This window comes from Thioclava sp. F34-6 (genome assembly GCF_002213235.1).
GTDB lineage: Bacteria > Pseudomonadota > Alphaproteobacteria > Rhodobacterales > Rhodobacteraceae > Thioclava > Thioclava nitratireducens.
This window is the reverse complement of sequence record NZ_NBOA01000005.1, coordinates 38,460-55,792: the sequence shown is the minus strand read 5'-3', so window position 1 is coordinate 55,792 and position 17,333 is coordinate 38,460. Positions and strand designations below refer to the sequence as shown.

Here is a 17,333-nt window from a genome sequence, read left to right as displayed (position 1 = left end):
CGCTCAGCTGAGCTGTCCGATCATGTCGGGCCGGAAGCCCGCCCAGTGATCCTCGCCCGCGATCACCACGGGCGCCTGACGGTAGCCGAGGTCCTGCACCATCTCCATCGCGGCGGCATCCTCGGTGAGGTCGATCACGTTGTAGTCGATCCCCTTGGCATCCAGCGCACGGGTCGTGGCGGTGCATTGCACGCAGGCCGGTTTCGAATAGACGGTGATGGTCATGTGTCCTGTCCCTTTGTTGGCTGTCGGCAGCGCGGGACAAGGCTCGTGGGCAGGGTGCCGCAGCACATAGCCACGCGCCCGGGCCCTCCGCCGCGGTCGTCGTCTATGTGCTCTGGCAGGTCTCCTGGCTCGCGGCTCGAGCGCCTCTCGGTCCGTCTTCCCGGCGCATCGCACCAGTGACATTCGGACATCAGGCTCGCCGCTTACAGTTGCGGGGGCAGCGCCGGAATCTCACCGGCTTCCCTCTTCGCCTGCGGAGTGACTCGCAGGAACCAAAGCAACATCATATTGGGATGCATGGTGTAGTGGTGTCAATATATAGATTGCCCTGCCGCGCGAAACTCTCGCGTGACAGGAGCGTGTCTTGCCTCAGGCCCCGTCGCCGAGCGCCCGGATATGCGCCGGGAGGCGGTCGTTCTGGCCATACATGAAGTGGTTCTCCATGCGCTCCGAGAAGCGGCTGGCCTCGGTCTCGCGACCCACGGCCTCGGCCATTTCGCGGATATGCATCGGGCTCGCCCCGCAGCACACGCCGAGATAATTCACCCCGATCGCCTGCGCCTCACGCGCGAAGGCGCCGATCTCGTAGCGGTTGCAGGCCAACGGATCGAGCGCGGTCGGGAAGGTCCGGCCATGCGGCGAGGGGCAGGTGCAGCCGTTGTGATCGGAGAGGTTGAAGAAGGTGGGCTCCTCTTTCGTGGTCCGGTAGGGCACGGGCAGGGCGCCGACATGGCAGCTCACCGCCGCGCGCACCTTGCGCAGCCACGGCATCATCGTCTGCGGCCCGCGGAAGCAGTTCAGCCCGACGACATCGGCGCCCGCCTGTTCAAGTTTCTGGCAGGTCTCGACGATGCCGACCCCGTCCATCATCTCGTTGGCCGCCATCGGTGCCAGCGTCAGCACCACCGGCAGCCCCGACGCCTTCGCGGCCTCGAGCGCGCATAGCGCCTCGCCCGCGTAGTAAAAGGTCTCGCCGATGAGAATATCCGCGCCTTCCTCGACCGCCCAGCCGACCATCTCGTCGAACATCGCGCGCACCTCGGCCTGCCGCGCCGGATCGGCCGGGTCCCAGATATTCGTGTTCGAGATATTGCCCGCCATCAGGTTTCCGGTCTTGGCATTGGCGACCTCGCGGGCGATCTTCAGCGCCGCGCGGTTGAGCGGCTCCAGCAGGTCTTCCTTGCCGATCACGCGCATCTTCTCGCGGTGGCCGTTATAGGTGAAGGCCTCGACGATATCGCTTCCGGCGCGCTGGAAATCGACATGCAGATTGCGCAGCGCCTGCGGGTATTCGAGCGCCACCTCGGGCACGAATTCCCCGGCGGTCAGATAGCCGCGCCGTTCCAGTTCGAACAGAAAGCCCTCGGCGCAGATTACCGGGCGCGCGTCGAGCAGGCGGGTCAGTTTGTTGTCATTCATGGAGAGATCCTCTCAGTTCATCCATGACCATCGTTGGACAGAGCCGAGCCTCACAGGAGACGGAGTGCCGTTCCCTGCTGCAATGGTCCTCGGCCGGGCCGCTGAATGCGACCGCAAGACGAAGAACGGGTTAGAGGCCGCGCCGCGCGCGTGCGCCGCCGCGCCGCACCGGCGGGGGCATCTCGATCGGCAAGGCGAAAGGCTGCGGGGTCAGCGACTCCAGCAACAGCTCGCAGAACACCTCCGCCGCTGGTGAGATCAGGGAGTGCGGATAGGCCTGCATATGGGCGACGATCGCCGCCTTCGCATAGGGCATGTCGCCCGGCAGCGTGCCAAGCCATTCCATGTAGCCCAGCGTGCCCAGCTCACGCGCCCGCAGCGGCGAGATCGGTCCTATATCGAGTTGTAAGAGTGAAAGCGTTCGTTCCAAAAGCATCGCGCCCTCCGCGCAAAAGGGCGGGATTGGTCGCGGCACGGCGATATGCGAGGTCCGATCTGGTCCATCACTCGACTCTCCGTCCCAGGGCACCCCGCCCGGGTTTAAGGTGACCGAGATGCGCGGCGGCGCATCCGAGATGGCAGGTCTCCTGACTCGCGGGTCGTGGCTTCACCGGACCTTCCCAACCTTTGCAGGTCAGTGGCGTTTTCGGTGGCGCTCGCCGCTTACAGTTGCGGGGGCAGTCACGGAGTTGGGCCTCGCCCGCACCGTGTTCCCTTTTCAGCCGACCCTTTGGGGCCGGACACCATCCCGGATTTGATCGCAGGAAAATCTCTCGCTGTCCAGACCGGATTGGGCGGCGGAGGGTACGCGGGCAGAGCCCCGTCCGAAAGGCTCCGCGTTGACAGAGATCAAGGCCCCGATGCGCGCCTCGGATAGAGTGCCCGCAAGTGCAAACAGGAGAGGCGAGCCCATGACGACGAAGAAAGAAGTCATTCCTTTCGACAGCTTACGCCGCGAGGATGTCGCGCTTGTGGGCGGCAAGAACTCTTCGCTTGGCGAGATGGTGCAGGAGTTGGGCGCCAAGGGTATTCAGGTCCCGCCGGGCTTCGCCACCACCGCCGACGCCTATCGGATGTTTCTCGATGAAAACAAGCTGACAGAGGCCATCGCGGGCTATCTTGCGGATTACGATGCGGACAAGATCACCCTTCATGTCGCGGGGCAAAGCATTCGCGACACGATCGTGGCAGGCGATTGGCCTGCCTCGACCGAAGCCGCAATCCGGGAGGCGTATCGCGATCTGTCCAAGCGGGCAGGGGTGCCCGAGGTCTCCGTCGCCGTGCGCTCGAGCGCGACGGCCGAAGACCTTCCCGATGCCAGCTTCGCCGGTCAGCAGGAGACCTATCTCAACGTCTCGGGCGAGGAGGAGCTTCTGACCGCCTGCCGCAAGTGCTATGCCTCGCTCTTTACCGACCGCGCGATCACCTATCGCAAGCTCAGAGGGTTCAATCACCTCGATGTCGCGCTCTCCGTGGGCGTTCAGCAGATGGTGCGCTCGGATATCGGCGGGTCAGGGGTGATGTTCTCGATCGACACCGAAACCGGCTTCGACAAGGTCGTGCTGATCAGCGCGGCCTGGGGCTTGGGCGAAAACGTCGTGCAGGGCGCGGTGACGCCGGACGAGTTTCAGGTCTACAAGCCGTTCCTCGGTAAGACGGGGATCAAACCGATCATCGAGAGGAAGCTCGGCGCGAAAGAGATCAAGATGATCTATGCCGGGCCGGACGCTCCGAACCCGGTGCGCAACGTGCCGACCTCGAAAGCCGAGCGCGGGAGGTTCGTCCTGTCGGATGACGAGGTGCTCGACCTCGCGCAGCAAGCGGCGACCATCGAAGCGCATTACGGGCAGCCGATGGACATGGAATGGGCCAAGGACGGCGTCACGGGCAAGCTTTACATCGTGCAGGCGCGCCCCGAGACGGTTCAGTCGCGAGTGTCCGCCGGGTCTTTGCGGCGCTACACGATCGGCGCGCATGGTCCGGTCGTCGTCAACGGTCTGTCGGTGGGCGAGCAGATCGCGACCGGGCGGGTCTGTCTGATCGAGGACGTCAAGGACATCGACGATTTCGTGGACGGCTCGATCCTTGTCACCTCGACGACGGACCCCGACTGGGTGCCGGTGATGAAACGGGCCTCGGCGATCATCACCGATCACGGAGGCAGAACCAGCCATGCCGCCATCGTCAGCCGCGAGTTGGGTGTTCCCGCCGTCGTCGGGTGTGGAGATGCGACCCATGTGCTGCATGACGAGCAGGAGGTGACCGTCTGCTGCGCCGAAGGAGACGAGGGTCTGGTCTATGACGGCTTTGCCGAATTCTCGGTCGAAGATCTGAACCTCGATGCGGTGCCGGAGACCAAGACCAAGGTCATGCTCAACCTCGCCAACCCGGCGATCGCGGCGCGCTGGTGGCGGCTGCCGATCGACGGTGTCGGTCTGGCGCGGATGGAATTCGTGATCTCGAACACGATCCGGGTCCACCCGATGGCGCTGCTGCATTTCTCCGACATTCAGGAGGCGGAAGTGCGGGAGGAAATCGAAACCCTCACTAGGGGATACGAGGACAAGTCCGAATATTTCGTCGATCAACTGGCGCTCGGCCTGTCCCGGATCGCCGCCGTGGCCTATCCGAACCCGATGATCCTGCGGCTGAGCGATTTCAAGACGAACGAATATGCCGACCTGCTTGGCGGGCGGCAGTTCGAGCCGGTGGAATCCAACCCGATGATCGGCTGGCGCGGCGCCTCGCGCTATTACGATCCGGCCTATGTCGACGGGTTCCGGCTGGAATGTCGGGCGATCCGTCGGCTGCGCGAAGAGGCCGGATTCGACAATGTGCTGGTGATGGTGCCGTTCTGCCGGACGCCCGAGGAAGCCGACCGCGTGCTGGCGGTGATGGCCGAGGAAGGGCTGGTGCGCGGATCGAACGGGCTGCAGATCTACGTGATGTGCGAAGTGCCCTCGAACGTCATCCTCGCCGAAGCCTTCGCCGAGCGGTTCGACGGGTTCTCCATCGGGTCCAACGATCTGACGCAGCTGACCCTAGGGATCGATCGCGACAGCGACAGGCTCGCGACGCTCTTCGACGAACGCCATGCCGCCGTTCAGTGGATGATCCGGACGGTCATAGAGAAAGCGCATGACGTGGGCGCGAAGGTCGGTCTCTGCGGTCAGGCGCCCTCGAACTACCCGGAATTCGCCCGCACACTGGTGGAGTTCGGGATCGACTCGATCTCGGTGACGCCGGACAGCTTTCTGAAGGTGAAAGGCCATGTCGCGGAGGCCGAAGGCAAAGGGTGACCGGACGCCCGCGGGCTGCACGCGTTAGAGGCGCAGCCCGGTCTCGGCGTCGAAGACCTTGGCCTTGCCCATATCGACCTCAAAGCTGAAGGGCGCGCCCGGGGGCAGGGCGTCCTCGGGCCGGACCCGGGCGATCACCTCGGTCTCGCCCAGGGCGAAGACGATCATCGTGTCCGGTCCGGTCGGCTCGACCAGATCCACCGGACGTTCGAAGACGAAACGGTCGGGGCCGGGCAGTTCGGTCCCGGCCATGAAGATCACCTCCGGCCGAAGCCCGAGGACGACCTTTTGCCCGTCGGGGGCGGTGATCCGCTCCGCGAGCTTTTGGGACAAGGGGAACCGAAGCGCTTCTGCCGCGCCCTCCGCCACTTCGACAGATACGCCTTCCGGCTCCCCGCGGCGCAGGACACCGGGCAGCATGTTCATCGGCGGCGAGCCCATGAAGCCTGCGACGAACAGGTCCACCGGATCGTCGTAGATCGCGCCGGGCTCGGCCACCTGACGGATATGGCCGTTATCCATCACCGCGATCCGTGTCGCCAGCGTCATCGCCTCGATCTGGTCGTGGGTGACATAGACGACGGTCTTGCCGAGCCGCTGGTGCAGCTTCTTGATCTCGGTGCGCATCTCGATCCGCAGTTTGGCGTCGAGGTTCGACAGGGGCTCGTCGAACAGAAACACTTCGGGCTTGCGCACGAGCGCGCGGCCCATTGCGACTCGCTGGCGCTGGCCGCCCGAAAGCTGGCCGGGCTTGCGGTCGAGATAGGGATGGATCTGCAGAAGCGTGCTGAACTCCTCGACGGCTTTGGTCTGATCGGCGCGCGGGACGTGGCGGGTCTGCATCCCGAAGGTGATGTTCTCGCGCACCGTCTTGGTCGGGTAGAGCGCATAGGACTGGAACACCATCGCGATGTCGCGGTCGCGCGGCGGGGTGTCGTCGACCCGTCGCCCGGCGATGTCGATATGGCCGTCGCTCAGCGTCTCGAGCCCGGCGATCAGGTTGAGCAGGGTCGACTTGCCGCAGCCCGAGGGCCCGACGAGGACAATGAACTCGCCCGCCTCGATCTCGAGGTCGATGCCCTTGATCACCTCGTTGGTCCCGAAGCGTTTGCGCACGCCCTGAAGGGAAATTCCCGCTGCCATCGCTACCCTTTCACCGCTCCGGCCGAGAGACCGCGCACGAACCACGCCCCGGCCAAGACATAGACCGCCAGCGTCGGCAGGGCCGCGATGATCGCCGCGGCCATGTCGACATTGTATTCCTTCACCCCCGTGGAGGTGTTCACCACGTTGTTGAGCGCCACCGTCACCGGGTTGCTGTCGCCGATCGTGAATGCGACGCCGAACAGGAAGTCGTTCCAGATCTGGGTGAACTGCCAGATCACGGTGACGACGATCGCGGGCAGCGACATCGGCAGCACGAGCCGGAAGAAGATTCCGAAGAAACCCGCCCCGTCGACCTTCGCCGCCTGAATGATGCCGTCCGAGACCCCGATGAAGAAGTTGCGGAAGAACAGGGTCGTGAAGGCGAGGCCATAGACCGTGTGCACGAGGATCAGCCCCGGGACCGTGCCCGCAAGCCCGAGCTGGCCCAGCACCCGCGCCATCGGCAGAAGGATCACCTGAAACGGAATGAAGGCGCCGAACAGCATCAGCGCGAAGATCGTATCGGCGCCGCGAAAGCGCCACTTGGTCAGCGCATAGCCGTTGAGCGCGCCCAGTATCGTCGAGATCGCCACCGCCGGGACGGTCATCATCACCGAGTTCCAGACATAGGGCGCAAGCCCGTTGCAACGCACACCTACGCAGGCGCTGTTCCACGCCTTCTCCCAGGCGCTGAAGTCGAGCGCCTGCGGCGGGCTGATGAGAGAGCCCTCCCTGATCTCGGCCAGCGATTTCAGCGAGGTCGATATCATCACCAGAAGCGGGATCAGGTAGTAGATGCAGAACAGCCCGAGCACCGCGAAGAGCAGCGCGCGCATCAGGCCGTGATGCAGCCCCTTGCGCCGGACGATCCCGCCTGTGCTGCGTGCGCTCATCCGGCTGTCTTCCTCAGTTCCGAGTAGAGATAGGGCACGATGATCGCGATGACCGTCATAAGCATCATCGTGGCACTCGCCGCCGCCACGCCCAGCTCGCTGCGCTGAAAGGCGAAGGAATACATGAAGGTGGCGGGCATGTCGGTGGCATAGCCCGGCCCCCCGCCAGTCAGCGCTATCACCAGATCGAAGCTCTTGATCGCGAGATGGGCGAGGATGATGACGGTGGAGAGGAACACCGGTCGCAGCATCGGCAGCACGATCCCGGTATAAGTGCGCCACGGACCCGCGCCGTCGATCGCCGCCGCTTTCAGCACCTCGTCATCGACCGAGCGGAGCCCGGCCAGAAACAGCGCCATCGCATAGCCGGAGCTTTGCCAGACGGCCGCGATCACCACCGTGTAGATCGCGTAATGCGAGTTCACCAGCCAGTCGAATCTGAAGCTCTCGAACCCGGCCTGATGCATCAACCGCTCCAGGCCGAGGCCGGGGTTCAGCATCCATTTCCAGACCGTTCCGGTGACGATGAAACTCAGCGCCATCGGGTAGAGGTAGATCGTGCGGATCACCCCCTCGATGCGCACCTTCTGGTCGAGCAGGATCGCCAGAAGGATGCCGATCGCCATCGAGATCGAGATGAACAGGCCCGAAAAGACAAACAGGTTGCGGATCGCCACGTACCAGCGCGGCGTCTGCCAGAGACGGACATATTGGCTCACCCCGTCGAATTGGTAGTCGGGCATCACCCCCGAGCGGGTCAGCGAGATATAGGCCGTCCAGCCGATGAAGCCGTAGACGAAGAACAGGCTCGCCGCGAAAAGCGGAGAGACGACAATCGCGGGCAGGCGCCTTTCCAGCGCCCGCCCGAACCTTGCCATGGGGCCCGTCCTCCCGGACATTGCAGGCCCTAGTTTTCCTGCGCGCGCTTGACCGCGGCAGCGAGTTGCTTGACCGCGTCCTCGGAACTCATGTCGGAGTTGAAGAACGCCGTCACAAGATCGAGGAACTCGCCGCGCACCGAGCGGGGCACCGCCATCTCATGCGCCATCGACGGCACCAGCGTGTCGTTCTCGATCGCGGCCAGCAGGTCTTCGTGCGAGCGTTTGGCACAGGCGTCGAAATCATCGAGCGGCACATCCGTGCGCGCCGGGATCGACCCTTTCGCGAGATTGAAGACCTTCTGGAACTCGGGCGACATAATCAACCGCGCCAGCACTTTCTGGCCCTCGATGCGGTCTTCTCCCTCCACCTTGAAGAAGGTGAAGCTGTCCGAATTCAGCACGAAGCCCTTGCCCGGCGTGGGCCAGCACAGGAAATCCTTTTCCGGAACCTTGCCCGCCGCGAGGAATTCGCCCTTGGCCCAGTCGCCCATGATCTGGAAACCGGCCTCGCCGCGCATCACCATCGCGGTCGCGAGGTTCCAGTCGCGGCCCGAGAAGTTCGGATCGACATAGCCGCGCAGCTTGCGCAGCTGATCGAAGGATTTGACCATCATGTCCGAGGTCAGGGCCTCTGGATCGAGCTCCACCAGCGCCTTGCGGTAGAAATCGGCCCCACCGATTCCCAACACCACGTCTTCGAACAGCGTCGCGTCCTGCCAAGGCTGACCGCCATGGGCGAGCGGCACGATACCCGCCGCCTGCAGCTTGTCGGCGGCTGCGTTGAACTCGTCCCATGTCGTGGGCATGCCTTCGACGCCCGCTTTCTTCAGCGCCTCGGGGTTGGCCCAGATCCAGTCGACGCGGTGGATGTTGACCGGGGCTGCGACGTATTTGCCTTCGTATTTCATGATTTCGGCCAGCGCCGGCGGCAACACATCGTCCCAATTGCCCTCATCCGCCACGGACTGGACGTCGTTGAGCGCGCCTTGCTGGGCCCATTCCTGAATGCCGGGCCCTTTGAGCTGCACGGCGGTCGGCGGGTTTCCGGCCACGACGCGCGCCCTCAGCGCCGTCATCGCGGCATCGCCGCCACCGCCCGCGATCGGCGAGTCGATCCATTCCCCGCCCTCGGCCTCGAAGGCTTTCTTCAGTTCTCCGACGGCCTTGGCCTCGCCCCCGGAGGTCCACCAGTGCAGAACCTCGACCGTGCCATCCGCCCGCGCGGCGCTGGCCGAGAGCGCGCCAGCGACACTCACCGCCGCCATCATGGCTTTACAAATATGCATGTTTTCCTCCTCCTCCCGGTCGCGCTTGCGGTGAAATTTCGCAGCCAGACCTGCGATCTAGGCTGGGGCGACATCGGTGAACCGTCATTGACCGGGATCAACGATCCGTGATCTGGGTGCGGCCGGGGGAGCGTTCTGCGGCATTCCTACGCAAGGCGAGACGATTGCGTAGGCCGCGGAAAGGCTTACCATCGACGTGGGATCACCGAAGGCCCCCGGGAATGCAGGATACCGACGCCGCACCAGCATTTGTCGAAACCGCCGAGGCGGTGCTGGCGCGTCTGTCCGTGCCGTTTCCGGACGGGCTGTCCGCCGAGGAGGCCGCCGCGCGCCTCGCGCGCCACGGCCCGAACGCCCTGCGCCGTCAGAAACCGCGCAGTGCGCTCAGCATCCTGCTGCATCAGTTCCAGGGGGTGATCGTCGCGCTTCTCGTTCTGGCGACGGTGTTCTCGCTGGTCATCAACGATATCGTCGAGGCGTTGGCGATACTCGTCGTGCTGCTCCTGAACGGCGCGATCGGGTTCTTCACCGAGCTGCGCGCGACCCGTTCCATGGAGGCGCTGTTCAGTGTCGCCGAGGTCCGTACCCGGGTGCGCCGGGACGGGATGCTGCGCGAAGTCGACGCCCACGATCTGGTGCCGGGCGATCTCGTGATGCTCGAGGCGGGCGACGTCGTGACCGCCGATCTGCGGCTGGTCGAAGCGTCGGGGCTTTATTGCGATGAATCCGTGCTGACGGGCGAGTCTCTTCCGGTGCGCAAGATCACCGAAGCGTTGCCCTCCGACGTCGTGTTGGGGGATCGTTCCAATATGGCGTTCAAGGGCGCGGCCGTGACGCGGGGTGCGGGGATCGGCGTGGTGGTGCGCACCGGCATGGAGACCGAGATCGGCAAGATCAGCCAGCTCGCGATGGAGGCCAGCACGGAGCCCACACCGCTCGAACACCAATTGACGCGGCTCGGGCAGCGACTTGTCTGGCTGACGATCGCCCTCGCCGTCGCGATCATCGTCACGGGGCTGGCGCAGGGCCACCCGCTCACCGGTATGATCCAGACCGGGGTCGCGCTTGCCGTGGCCGCGATCCCCGAAGGTATTCCCGTCGTTGCCACGCTGTCGCTCGCGCGTGGGATGTGGCGGATGGTGCAGCGCAACGCCCTGATCAGCCGGTTGTCCTCGGTCGAGACGCTCGGGGCGACCACGCTGATCCTGACGGACAAGACGGGGACGCTGACCGAGAACCGGATGAGCGTGGTTCAGGTCTTGCTCGACGGGGGGAGCGTGAATCTGGACGGCCCGGATAGCGGAATCGCGGACGACCGTCTGCGCGCGGCGCTGCAGATCGGCATGCTGTGCAACAATGCCGAGCTGGGGGACGGCGAGGATGGCCGGATCGGGGATCCGACCGAGCTGGCGCTACTGAGTGCAGCGCGAAAGCTAGGGGTGTCCGAAGACGGAGCAGAGTCACGCCTGCTCCAGCATGCGTTCGAGACCGACAGCCTGATGATGGCGACGGTCCATGAACTTCCGCAGGGGGGTATGCTCTACGCGACAAAGGGCGCGCCCGAAGCGGTGATCGCTGCGTGCTCCGAGGTTCTGGGGCCGGAGGGTGCGCGTCCGCTGAGCGATGAGGACAAGGCAAGCTGGATCGCCCGCAACGCTGAAGCGGCGGGCGAGGGGTTGCGCGGGATCGGACTCGCTATGAAGCAGGCGGAGGGGACGGAGGAGGCCCCCTATGAAGGGCTGACGCTGGTCGGTATCGCCTGTCTCGCCGATCCCCTGCGCAAGGATGTCCCGCCCGCGATCGCGGCCTGCCAGAGCGCAGGGATACGGGTGATCATGCTGACAGGGGATCACGCCGAGACCGCCGCACGCATCGCCAGAGATGCCGGGATCAGTGAGGACGGTGTAATGGCGATCGAGGGGAGAGAGCTGACAGGCCTCGATCTTGAGAGCGCCAGCGATGACACGCTCGACCGCCTGCGCAAGGCCAGCGTCTTCGCCCGCGTGGCCCCGGCGACGAAACTGGAGCTTGTCAGTTTCTACCAGCGCGAGGGGGAGACCGTTGCGATGACGGGCGACGGGGTGAATGACGCACCGGCGCTGAAGAAGGCCGATATCGGCATTGCGATGGGACAACGCGGCACTCAAGTCGCCCGCGAGGCGGCGCATATGGTGCTCAAGGACGATGATTTCGCAACCATCGTCGAGGCGGTGCGACAGGGCAGGGTGATATTCGGCAATCTCCGCAAGTTCATCGTCTACCTGATGTCGTGCAATCTCTCGGAAATCCTCGTGGTGGGGATCGCCGTGGGGGTGGGGCTCCCCGCGCCGCTCCTGCCCCTGCAGATCCTGTTTCTCAATCTCGTCACCGATGTCTTCCCGGCGCTTGCGCTTGGGATGGGGCATGGCGACGGACACGAAATGAGCCGTCCGCCCCGCGACCGTGCGGAGCCGATCCTCGCGCGGCGTGAATGGGAACGCATCGTCATTCTTGGGGTCATTGTAACCCTCGCGACGATGCTGGCCTTCGGAGGGGCGCTCTACGGGTTACAGCTTGCCCCCGGGGCCGCCGTCACGGTGGCCTTCGTCACCCTCGCGCTGGGCCAGCTTTGGAACGTGTTCAACATGCGGGAGGGGGACACTCACGCCTTGCGCAATGATGTGACGCGCAACCCTTATGTCTGGGGCGCGCTCGTGCTGTGTCTCGTGCTGATCGCGGGGGCGCTGTGGCTACCCGGGCTCTCCGACGTGCTACAGCTTCCGTCGCCCGGAATCGCGGGGCTGACGCTCGCCGGGGCGATGAGCCTGCTTCCGCCGCTGCTGGGGCATCTGGTCGTATCGCGCGCAACCCGCAGATAATTTCCGCTCCCGCGTTGAGCCACATCAATGAAACTGCCTCCTGTCTTCGCCTAGGGAAGATCATGGCCGTTCGTGACAGGGAGCGGTCTGTCGACTGGCATCACCTTGGGAGGAGGCGTGATGACTTGGGCGATCATCCAGAAGTCGGCCGCTGAACGCGCCGCCGCCACGCTCTCCGAGGAGGACCGCAAGGCGTTCACATGGGACACCGCGCGGGCGATGCTCGACGGGTTTCCCGATGGCGGATTAAACATCGCGCATGAGGCGGTGGATCGGCATGTCGCTGCGGGTCATGGGGATGACGAGGCGATCCTCTGGGTCGGCAAGGACGGCGAGCGGCAAAGCCTGAGCTATCGTGATCTCGCTGCCCGGACCGCCCGCTTCGCCAATGTTTTGACTGCGCACGGGCTGGAACCGGGCGACCGGCTCTTCGGTCTCGCCGGCCGGGTGCCCGATCTCTACGTCGCGGCGCTGGGCACGCTGAAGGCAGGGATGATCTTCTCGCCGCTCTTTTCCGCCTTCGGACCCGAGCCCCTGCGCACCCGGCTCGAGATCGGCGAGGCCAATGCGCTGATCACCACCGCCTCGATCTATCGCCGCAAGATCGCCGCGTGGCGGGACGAAATTCCCTCGCTCAAACTGGTGCTGATCATCGGCGACGAAGCGCCGGAGCGTTGCGTGGCGCTCGGCCCTGCGATGGCGGCGGCCTCGGAGTCGTTCGAGACGGTTCATACGGCACCCGAAGATCCCGCGTTGATCCATTTCACCTCCGGCACCACGGGCCGCCCGAAAGGCGCGGTGCATGTGCATAATGCGGTGGTGATGCACGCCGCCGCAGGCCGCTACGCGCTCGAACTGACGCCGGGCACGCGCTACTGGTGTACCGCCGATCCGGGCTGGGTGACGGGGACATCCTTCGGAATCATCTCGCCGCTGGTGAACCGGGTGCGGATGATCGTTGATGAGGCCGATTTCGATCTCGACCGCTGGTACGGCATCCTCGAGCGCGAGCAGATCGAGGTCTGGTACACCGCGCCCACCGCGATCCGCATGATGATGCGCGCAGGGAAAGAGGCGGCCGCGCCTTACGATTTCTCGACACTGCGGTTCATGGCCTCGGTGGGCGAGCCGCTCAATCCCGAGGCCGTGGTCTGGGGCAACGAGGTCTTCGGCAAGCCCTTCCACGACAACTGGTGGCAGACCGAGACCGGCGGCATCATGATCGCCAATACCCGCGCGATGGATGTGCATCCCGGCTCGATGGGAAAACCGCTGCCGGGGATTGAGGCGGGGATCGTGGAGCGTGTCGATGATGGGCTGCGCGAGTGCAAACCCGGCGAGATCGGCGAACTGGCGTTGCGCCCCGGCTGGCCCTCGATGATGCGCGCCTATCTGCATGAAGAGGCGCGCTACCAGAAGTGTTTCGTGGGTGGCTGGTATCTCTCTGGCGATCTCGCGATGCGCGACGCGGAGGGCTATTTCTGGTTCGTGGGCCGCGCTGACGATCTCATCAAATCCTCCGGTCACCTGATCGGCCCCTTCGAGGTCGAAAGCGCGCTGATCGAGCATCCGGCAGTGGCCGAGGCTGCCGTGATCGGCCTGCCCGACGAGACCGCAGGCGAGGTCGTGAAGGCCTATGTCGCGCTCAATCCGGGGTTCGAGCCGTCCGAAGATCTCGAACGCGACATCCGTGGTCTCGCGCGCAAGAAGCTCGGCGCGGCGGTCGCCCCGCGCGAGGTGGTGTTCCGCAAGACCCTGCCGAAGACCCGTTCGGGCAAGATCATGCGCCGTCTGTTGAAAGCGCGCGAGCTGGGCCTGCCGGAAGGCGATATTTCGACGCTGGAGAGTGACGAGACATGACTGCCGACAAACCGCACCTGACCCATGACCACATCCGCGAATTGCTCACGGCGATGATCCGTGTGCGCCATTTCGAGGATAAATGCGCCGAGCTCTACACGCAGGAAAAGATCCGCGGCTTCCTGCACCTCTACGATGGCGAGGAGGCGGTGGCCTCGGGCGTGATCCCGCGGCTTGGCCCCGATGATCGCGTGGTGGCGACCTATCGCGAGCACGGTCATGCGCTGGTTCGTGGCGTGCCGATGGAGCGCGTGATGGCAGAGATGTATGGCAAGGCCACTGGTGCCTCGGGCGGGCGGGGCGGCTCGATGCATATCTTCGACGCCGAACGGAATTTCTACGGAGGCAACGCGATCGTGGGGGGCGGGCTGCCGCTGGCCGTGGGGCTTGCGCTGCGCGACCGGATGATGGGTGCGCCCAATGTCACCGCCTGTTTCTTCGGCGAAGGGGCTGTGGCAGAGGGCGAGTTCCACGAGTCGATGAACCTCGCGCAGCTCTGGTCGCTGCCGGTGTTGTTCGTGTGCGAGAATAACGGCTACGCGATGGGTTCGGCCTTGGCGCGGACCGAGGCCGTGACCGACATACGGCGCAAGGCGGCGGCTTATGGGTTCGCGACCGAGCAGGTGGACGGGATGGATGTGGTCGCGGTCGAGGCCGCCACCCGCCGCGCGCTCGCCGCGATCCACGAGACTGGCAAACCCTATTTCCTCGAATGTCTGACCTATCGGTTCCGCGCCCATTCGATGTTCGACGCCCAGCTCTATCGCGACAAGGACGAGGTGGCCGCGTGGCGCGAGAAGGGACCGATCGTGCGGTTCCAGTCCTGGCTCTACGAGAGCGGGCTGATGCATCCCGAAGAGGTCGCGCAGATCGAGGCGGGGGTGGAGGACGAGATCGCCGCCGCCGTCGCCTATGCCGAGGGGAGCGAGTGGGAGCCGCTCGAGACGCTCACCCGCCATGTCATGGCCGAGGAACGCCCCGCGCCGCCCGCGCCGCCCGAACCCAGCGCCGAGACCGTCGAGATGACCTATCGCGAGGCGGTCAAGCAGGCCATCCGCGACGCGATGATCCGCGACGAGCGGGTCTTTCTGATGGGCGAGGATGTGGGCGCATATGGCGGTTGCTATGCGGTCTCGAAAGGGTTGATGGACGAATTCGGCGAGGACCGCATCCGCGACACGCCGCTGTCGGAGTCCGGCTTCACCGGGGCCGGGATCGGTGCGGCGGCCGCCGGGATGCGGCCCATCGTCGAGGTGATGACGGTGAATTTCTCGTTGCTCGCGCTCGACCAGATCATGAACACCGCCGCCACGATCCGGCATATGTCGGGCGGGCAGTTCGGGGCGCCTGTGGTTATCCGTCTTGCGACCGGCGCGGGCAAGCAACTGGCGGCGCAGCATTCCCATTCGCTCGAAGGGTGGTACGCGCATATTCCGGGGCTGCGGGTTCTCGCGCCCGCCACGCTGGAGGACGCGCGCGGGATGCTCTGGACTGCGATCGAGGATCCCGATCCGGTGCTGATCTTCGAGAATGTCATGCTCTACAACATGACCGGGCAGATCGCGGCGAATGCGGGGCCGGTCGATATCGACAAGGCCGCGATCCGGCGCGACGGCAAGGATATCAGCCTGATCACCTATGGCGGATCGCTGTGGAAGACGCTCGAGGCCGCCGAGGCGCTGGCGGGCGAGGGGATCGAGGCGGAGGTGATCGACCTGCGCTGCCTGCGCCCGCTCGATGATGAGACGATCATGGCCTCGCTCGCGCGCACGCGCCGCGCGGTGATCGTGGACGAGGGCTGGCGGTCCGGTTCGCTCTCCGCCGAGATCGCGGCCCGGATCGGCGAACAGGCCTTCTGGCACCTAGATGCGCCGGTGGGGCGGGTTTGCTCCGCCGAGGTGCCGATACCCTATCCCAAACATCTCGAGGACGCCGCCATTCCGCAGGTGCCCGCTATCGTCGCCGCCGTGAAGACGACGCTCGGGAAAGGGTGAGGCGATGGCCGTTTTCAAGATGCCCTCGCTCGGCGCGGATATGGAGGCGGGCAAGCTGGTCGAATGGCTGGTGAAGCCCGGCGACACGGTCAAGCACGGCGATATCGTTGCGGTGGTCGAGACCCAGAAGGGTGCGATCGAGATTGAGGTCTTCGAGGACGGCGTGATCGAAAAGCTGGTGGCCGAACTGGGCCAGAGTCTGCCCGTCGGCGCGCCGCTCGCGATTATTCAGGCGCCGGGGGAGGCGCTGGCGGAACCCACGGAGGAAGCGCCGCCAGTTGCGCCGCAGACCGCGACCGAACCCGCCTCGCCTGTGGCGGAAGCAGCGCCGCCAAGTGCGCCGCCTCCCGCCACCCCATCAGGGATCGCCGCCTCTCCTGCCGCGAAGGCACGCGCCGCAGAATTGGGGGTCGCGCTGGAGAGCCTGACCGGAAGCGGGCCGGGGGGCGCGATCGTGCTCGCCGATGTCGAGACGACGAAACCCGCCGCGACGCCGAGCCCGGCAGAAGATCGCGGCGCATATATTGCCGAGATGCGCAAGGCGATCGCCGCTGCGATGGCCCGGTCCAAACGCGAGATCCCGCATTACTACGTCACCCACACGGTCGATCTCGGCGCTGCGAGCGACTGGCTGAGCGCCGCCAATGCGGACCGCCCGCCCGAAGAACGCATCCTGATGGGCGCGCTCCTGATGAAGGCAGTGGCGCTGGCTGCACGCGAAGAAAAGGCGGTGAACGGGCATTTCGGGGAGGACGGGTTCACGCCATCCCCGGCGGTTCATCTAGGTCTCGCAATCGCGCTTCGGGGCGGCGGGCTCGTGGCCCCAGCAATCCTCGATGCCGACAAGAAAAGCCTGCAGGATTTGATGGAGGCGATGCGCGACCTCACGATGCGCGCTCGCGCCGGGCGGCTCAAAAGCTCGGAGATGAGCATGGCGACGCTGACCTTCTCGGCGCTCGGCGAGAGCGGGGTCGAGGCGATGGCCGGAATCATCGTGCCGCCGCAGGTCGCCATCGTCACTGCCGGCGCGCCCGGCCCGCAAGCATTGGTGCGCGACGGCAAGGTGGTTGCCGCGCAGGCCGTGACGCTGACTCTCGCCGCGGATCACCGCGTGAGCGACGGGCGGCTGGGCTCGAAATTCCTGACCGCGATCGACGCGAAGCTGCAAACGCCGGAGGAGCTATGACCGAAGATGAAATCCGCAGAGCCTATATCGAGGAGCTCGTGCGCGTCGCTCCCGATCTCGATCCCGCCGAAATCGCGGGGTCCGATCATCTTCAGGACGATCTTGAACTCGACTCGATGGATATTCTGAATTTGGTGATTGCGCTCGATAAACGCTTCGGCGTCGAGATTGCCGAAGCCGAGTATCCCCAGATCGCCACCCCGGATCTTGCCGCGGGGTTTCTCGCGTCGCGGATGTGAGAGGGAGGGGCGCAGCCGTATCTGGCGGAGCTGCTTTATCGGAAGTC

The 17,333-nt window shown here is 65.2% G+C and carries 13 protein-coding genes and 2 riboswitches; of the genes, 6 read left to right on the top strand and 7 right to left on the bottom strand.

What is annotated here, in order from left to right:
* Positions 1-3 precede the first annotated feature (3 nt).
* The 3 genes from nrdH to B6V72_RS11490 form a co-directional block, all read right to left on the bottom strand.
* The gene (gene nrdH, locus B6V72_RS11500; protein ID WP_075774684.1) at positions 4-225 is read right to left on the bottom strand and encodes a glutaredoxin-like protein NrdH; all 222 of its coding nucleotides are present in this window, start codon (positions 223-225) and stop codon (positions 4-6) included.
* Between the two features lie 96 nt (positions 226-321).
* Positions 322-517, bottom strand: a riboswitch (cobalamin riboswitch).
* Between the two features lie 77 nt (positions 518-594).
* A complete protein-coding gene (locus tag B6V72_RS11495; protein WP_088735620.1) occupies positions 595-1,644 on the bottom strand; it encodes a homocysteine S-methyltransferase family protein in 1,050 nt (349 codons plus the stop codon).
* 130 nt (positions 1,645-1,774) lie between these two features.
* Entirely contained in the window at positions 1,775-2,080 is a 306-nt protein-coding gene (locus B6V72_RS11490; protein WP_088735619.1) for a hypothetical protein, read from the bottom strand.
* 123 nt (positions 2,081-2,203) lie between these two features.
* A riboswitch (cobalamin riboswitch) is annotated at positions 2,204-2,407 on the bottom strand.
* Positions 2,408-2,555: 148 nt separating this feature from the next.
* On the opposite strand from B6V72_RS11490, the gene ppsA reads away from it, so the two are divergent.
* Positions 2,556-4,943, top strand: a complete 2,388-nt coding sequence (gene ppsA / locus B6V72_RS11485; protein ID WP_088735618.1) for a phosphoenolpyruvate synthase — start codon at positions 2,556-2,558, stop codon at positions 4,941-4,943.
* Positions 4,944-4,967: 24 nt separating this feature from the next.
* Here the strand turns inward: ppsA and ugpC are convergent, their stop codons facing one another.
* Genes ugpC through B6V72_RS11465 form a run of 4 tightly spaced genes read right to left on the bottom strand, consistent with a single transcriptional unit; the run spans position 4,968 to position 9,149 of the window.
* Positions 4,968-6,086, bottom strand: coding sequence for a sn-glycerol-3-phosphate ABC transporter ATP-binding protein UgpC (ugpC, locus tag B6V72_RS11480; RefSeq protein ID WP_088721663.1), 1,119 nt, complete (start codon positions 6,084-6,086; stop codon positions 4,968-4,970).
* A gap of 2 nt (positions 6,087-6,088) precedes the next feature.
* Complete coding sequence (locus B6V72_RS11475; RefSeq protein ID WP_088718764.1) at positions 6,089-6,982, bottom strand: carbohydrate ABC transporter permease; 894 nt, start codon at positions 6,980-6,982, stop codon at positions 6,089-6,091.
* Complete coding sequence (locus tag B6V72_RS11470) at positions 6,979-7,860, bottom strand: sugar ABC transporter permease (RefSeq protein WP_088718763.1); 882 nt, start codon at positions 7,858-7,860, stop codon at positions 6,979-6,981. Before B6V72_RS11470 ends, B6V72_RS11475 begins: the two co-directional genes overlap by 4 nt.
* A 29-nt stretch (positions 7,861-7,889) precedes the next feature.
* Positions 7,890-9,149, bottom strand: coding sequence for an ABC transporter substrate-binding protein (locus tag B6V72_RS11465; RefSeq protein ID WP_088718762.1), 1,260 nt, complete (start codon positions 9,147-9,149; stop codon positions 7,890-7,892).
* A 221-nt stretch (positions 9,150-9,370) separates the two neighbouring features.
* Between B6V72_RS11465 and B6V72_RS11460 the strand changes: the two genes are divergently transcribed.
* The 5 genes from B6V72_RS11460 (at position 9,371) to B6V72_RS11440 (ending at position 17,286) form a co-directional block, all read left to right on the top strand.
* The gene (locus B6V72_RS11460; protein ID WP_088735617.1) at positions 9,371-12,007 is read left to right on the top strand and encodes a cation-transporting P-type ATPase; all 2,637 of its coding nucleotides are present in this window, start codon (positions 9,371-9,373) and stop codon (positions 12,005-12,007) included.
* Positions 12,008-12,127: 120 nt separating this feature from the next.
* Positions 12,128-13,867, top strand: coding sequence for an acetate--CoA ligase (gene acsA / locus B6V72_RS11455; RefSeq protein WP_088735616.1), 1,740 nt, complete (start codon positions 12,128-12,130; stop codon positions 13,865-13,867).
* Positions 13,864-15,861 (top strand): pyruvate dehydrogenase (acetyl-transferring) E1 component subunit alpha, encoded by a 1,998-nt coding sequence (gene pdhA / locus B6V72_RS11450; RefSeq protein WP_088735615.1) that lies wholly within the window; start codon positions 13,864-13,866, stop codon positions 15,859-15,861. The genes acsA and pdhA overlap by 4 nt, the downstream gene beginning before the upstream one ends.
* 4 nt (positions 15,862-15,865) lie before the next feature.
* Positions 15,866-17,047 carry a dihydrolipoamide acetyltransferase family protein gene (locus B6V72_RS11445; protein WP_088735614.1) on the top strand — a complete coding sequence of 394 codons (1,182 nt, stop codon included), beginning with the start codon at positions 15,866-15,868 and terminating at the stop codon, positions 17,045-17,047.
* Positions 17,044-17,286: a phosphopantetheine-binding protein gene (locus tag B6V72_RS11440; RefSeq protein WP_075774695.1), complete on the top strand. Its 243-nt coding sequence runs from the start codon at positions 17,044-17,046 to the stop codon at positions 17,284-17,286. The genes B6V72_RS11445 and B6V72_RS11440 overlap by 4 nt, the downstream gene beginning before the upstream one ends.
* Positions 17,287-17,333 lie beyond the last annotated feature (47 nt).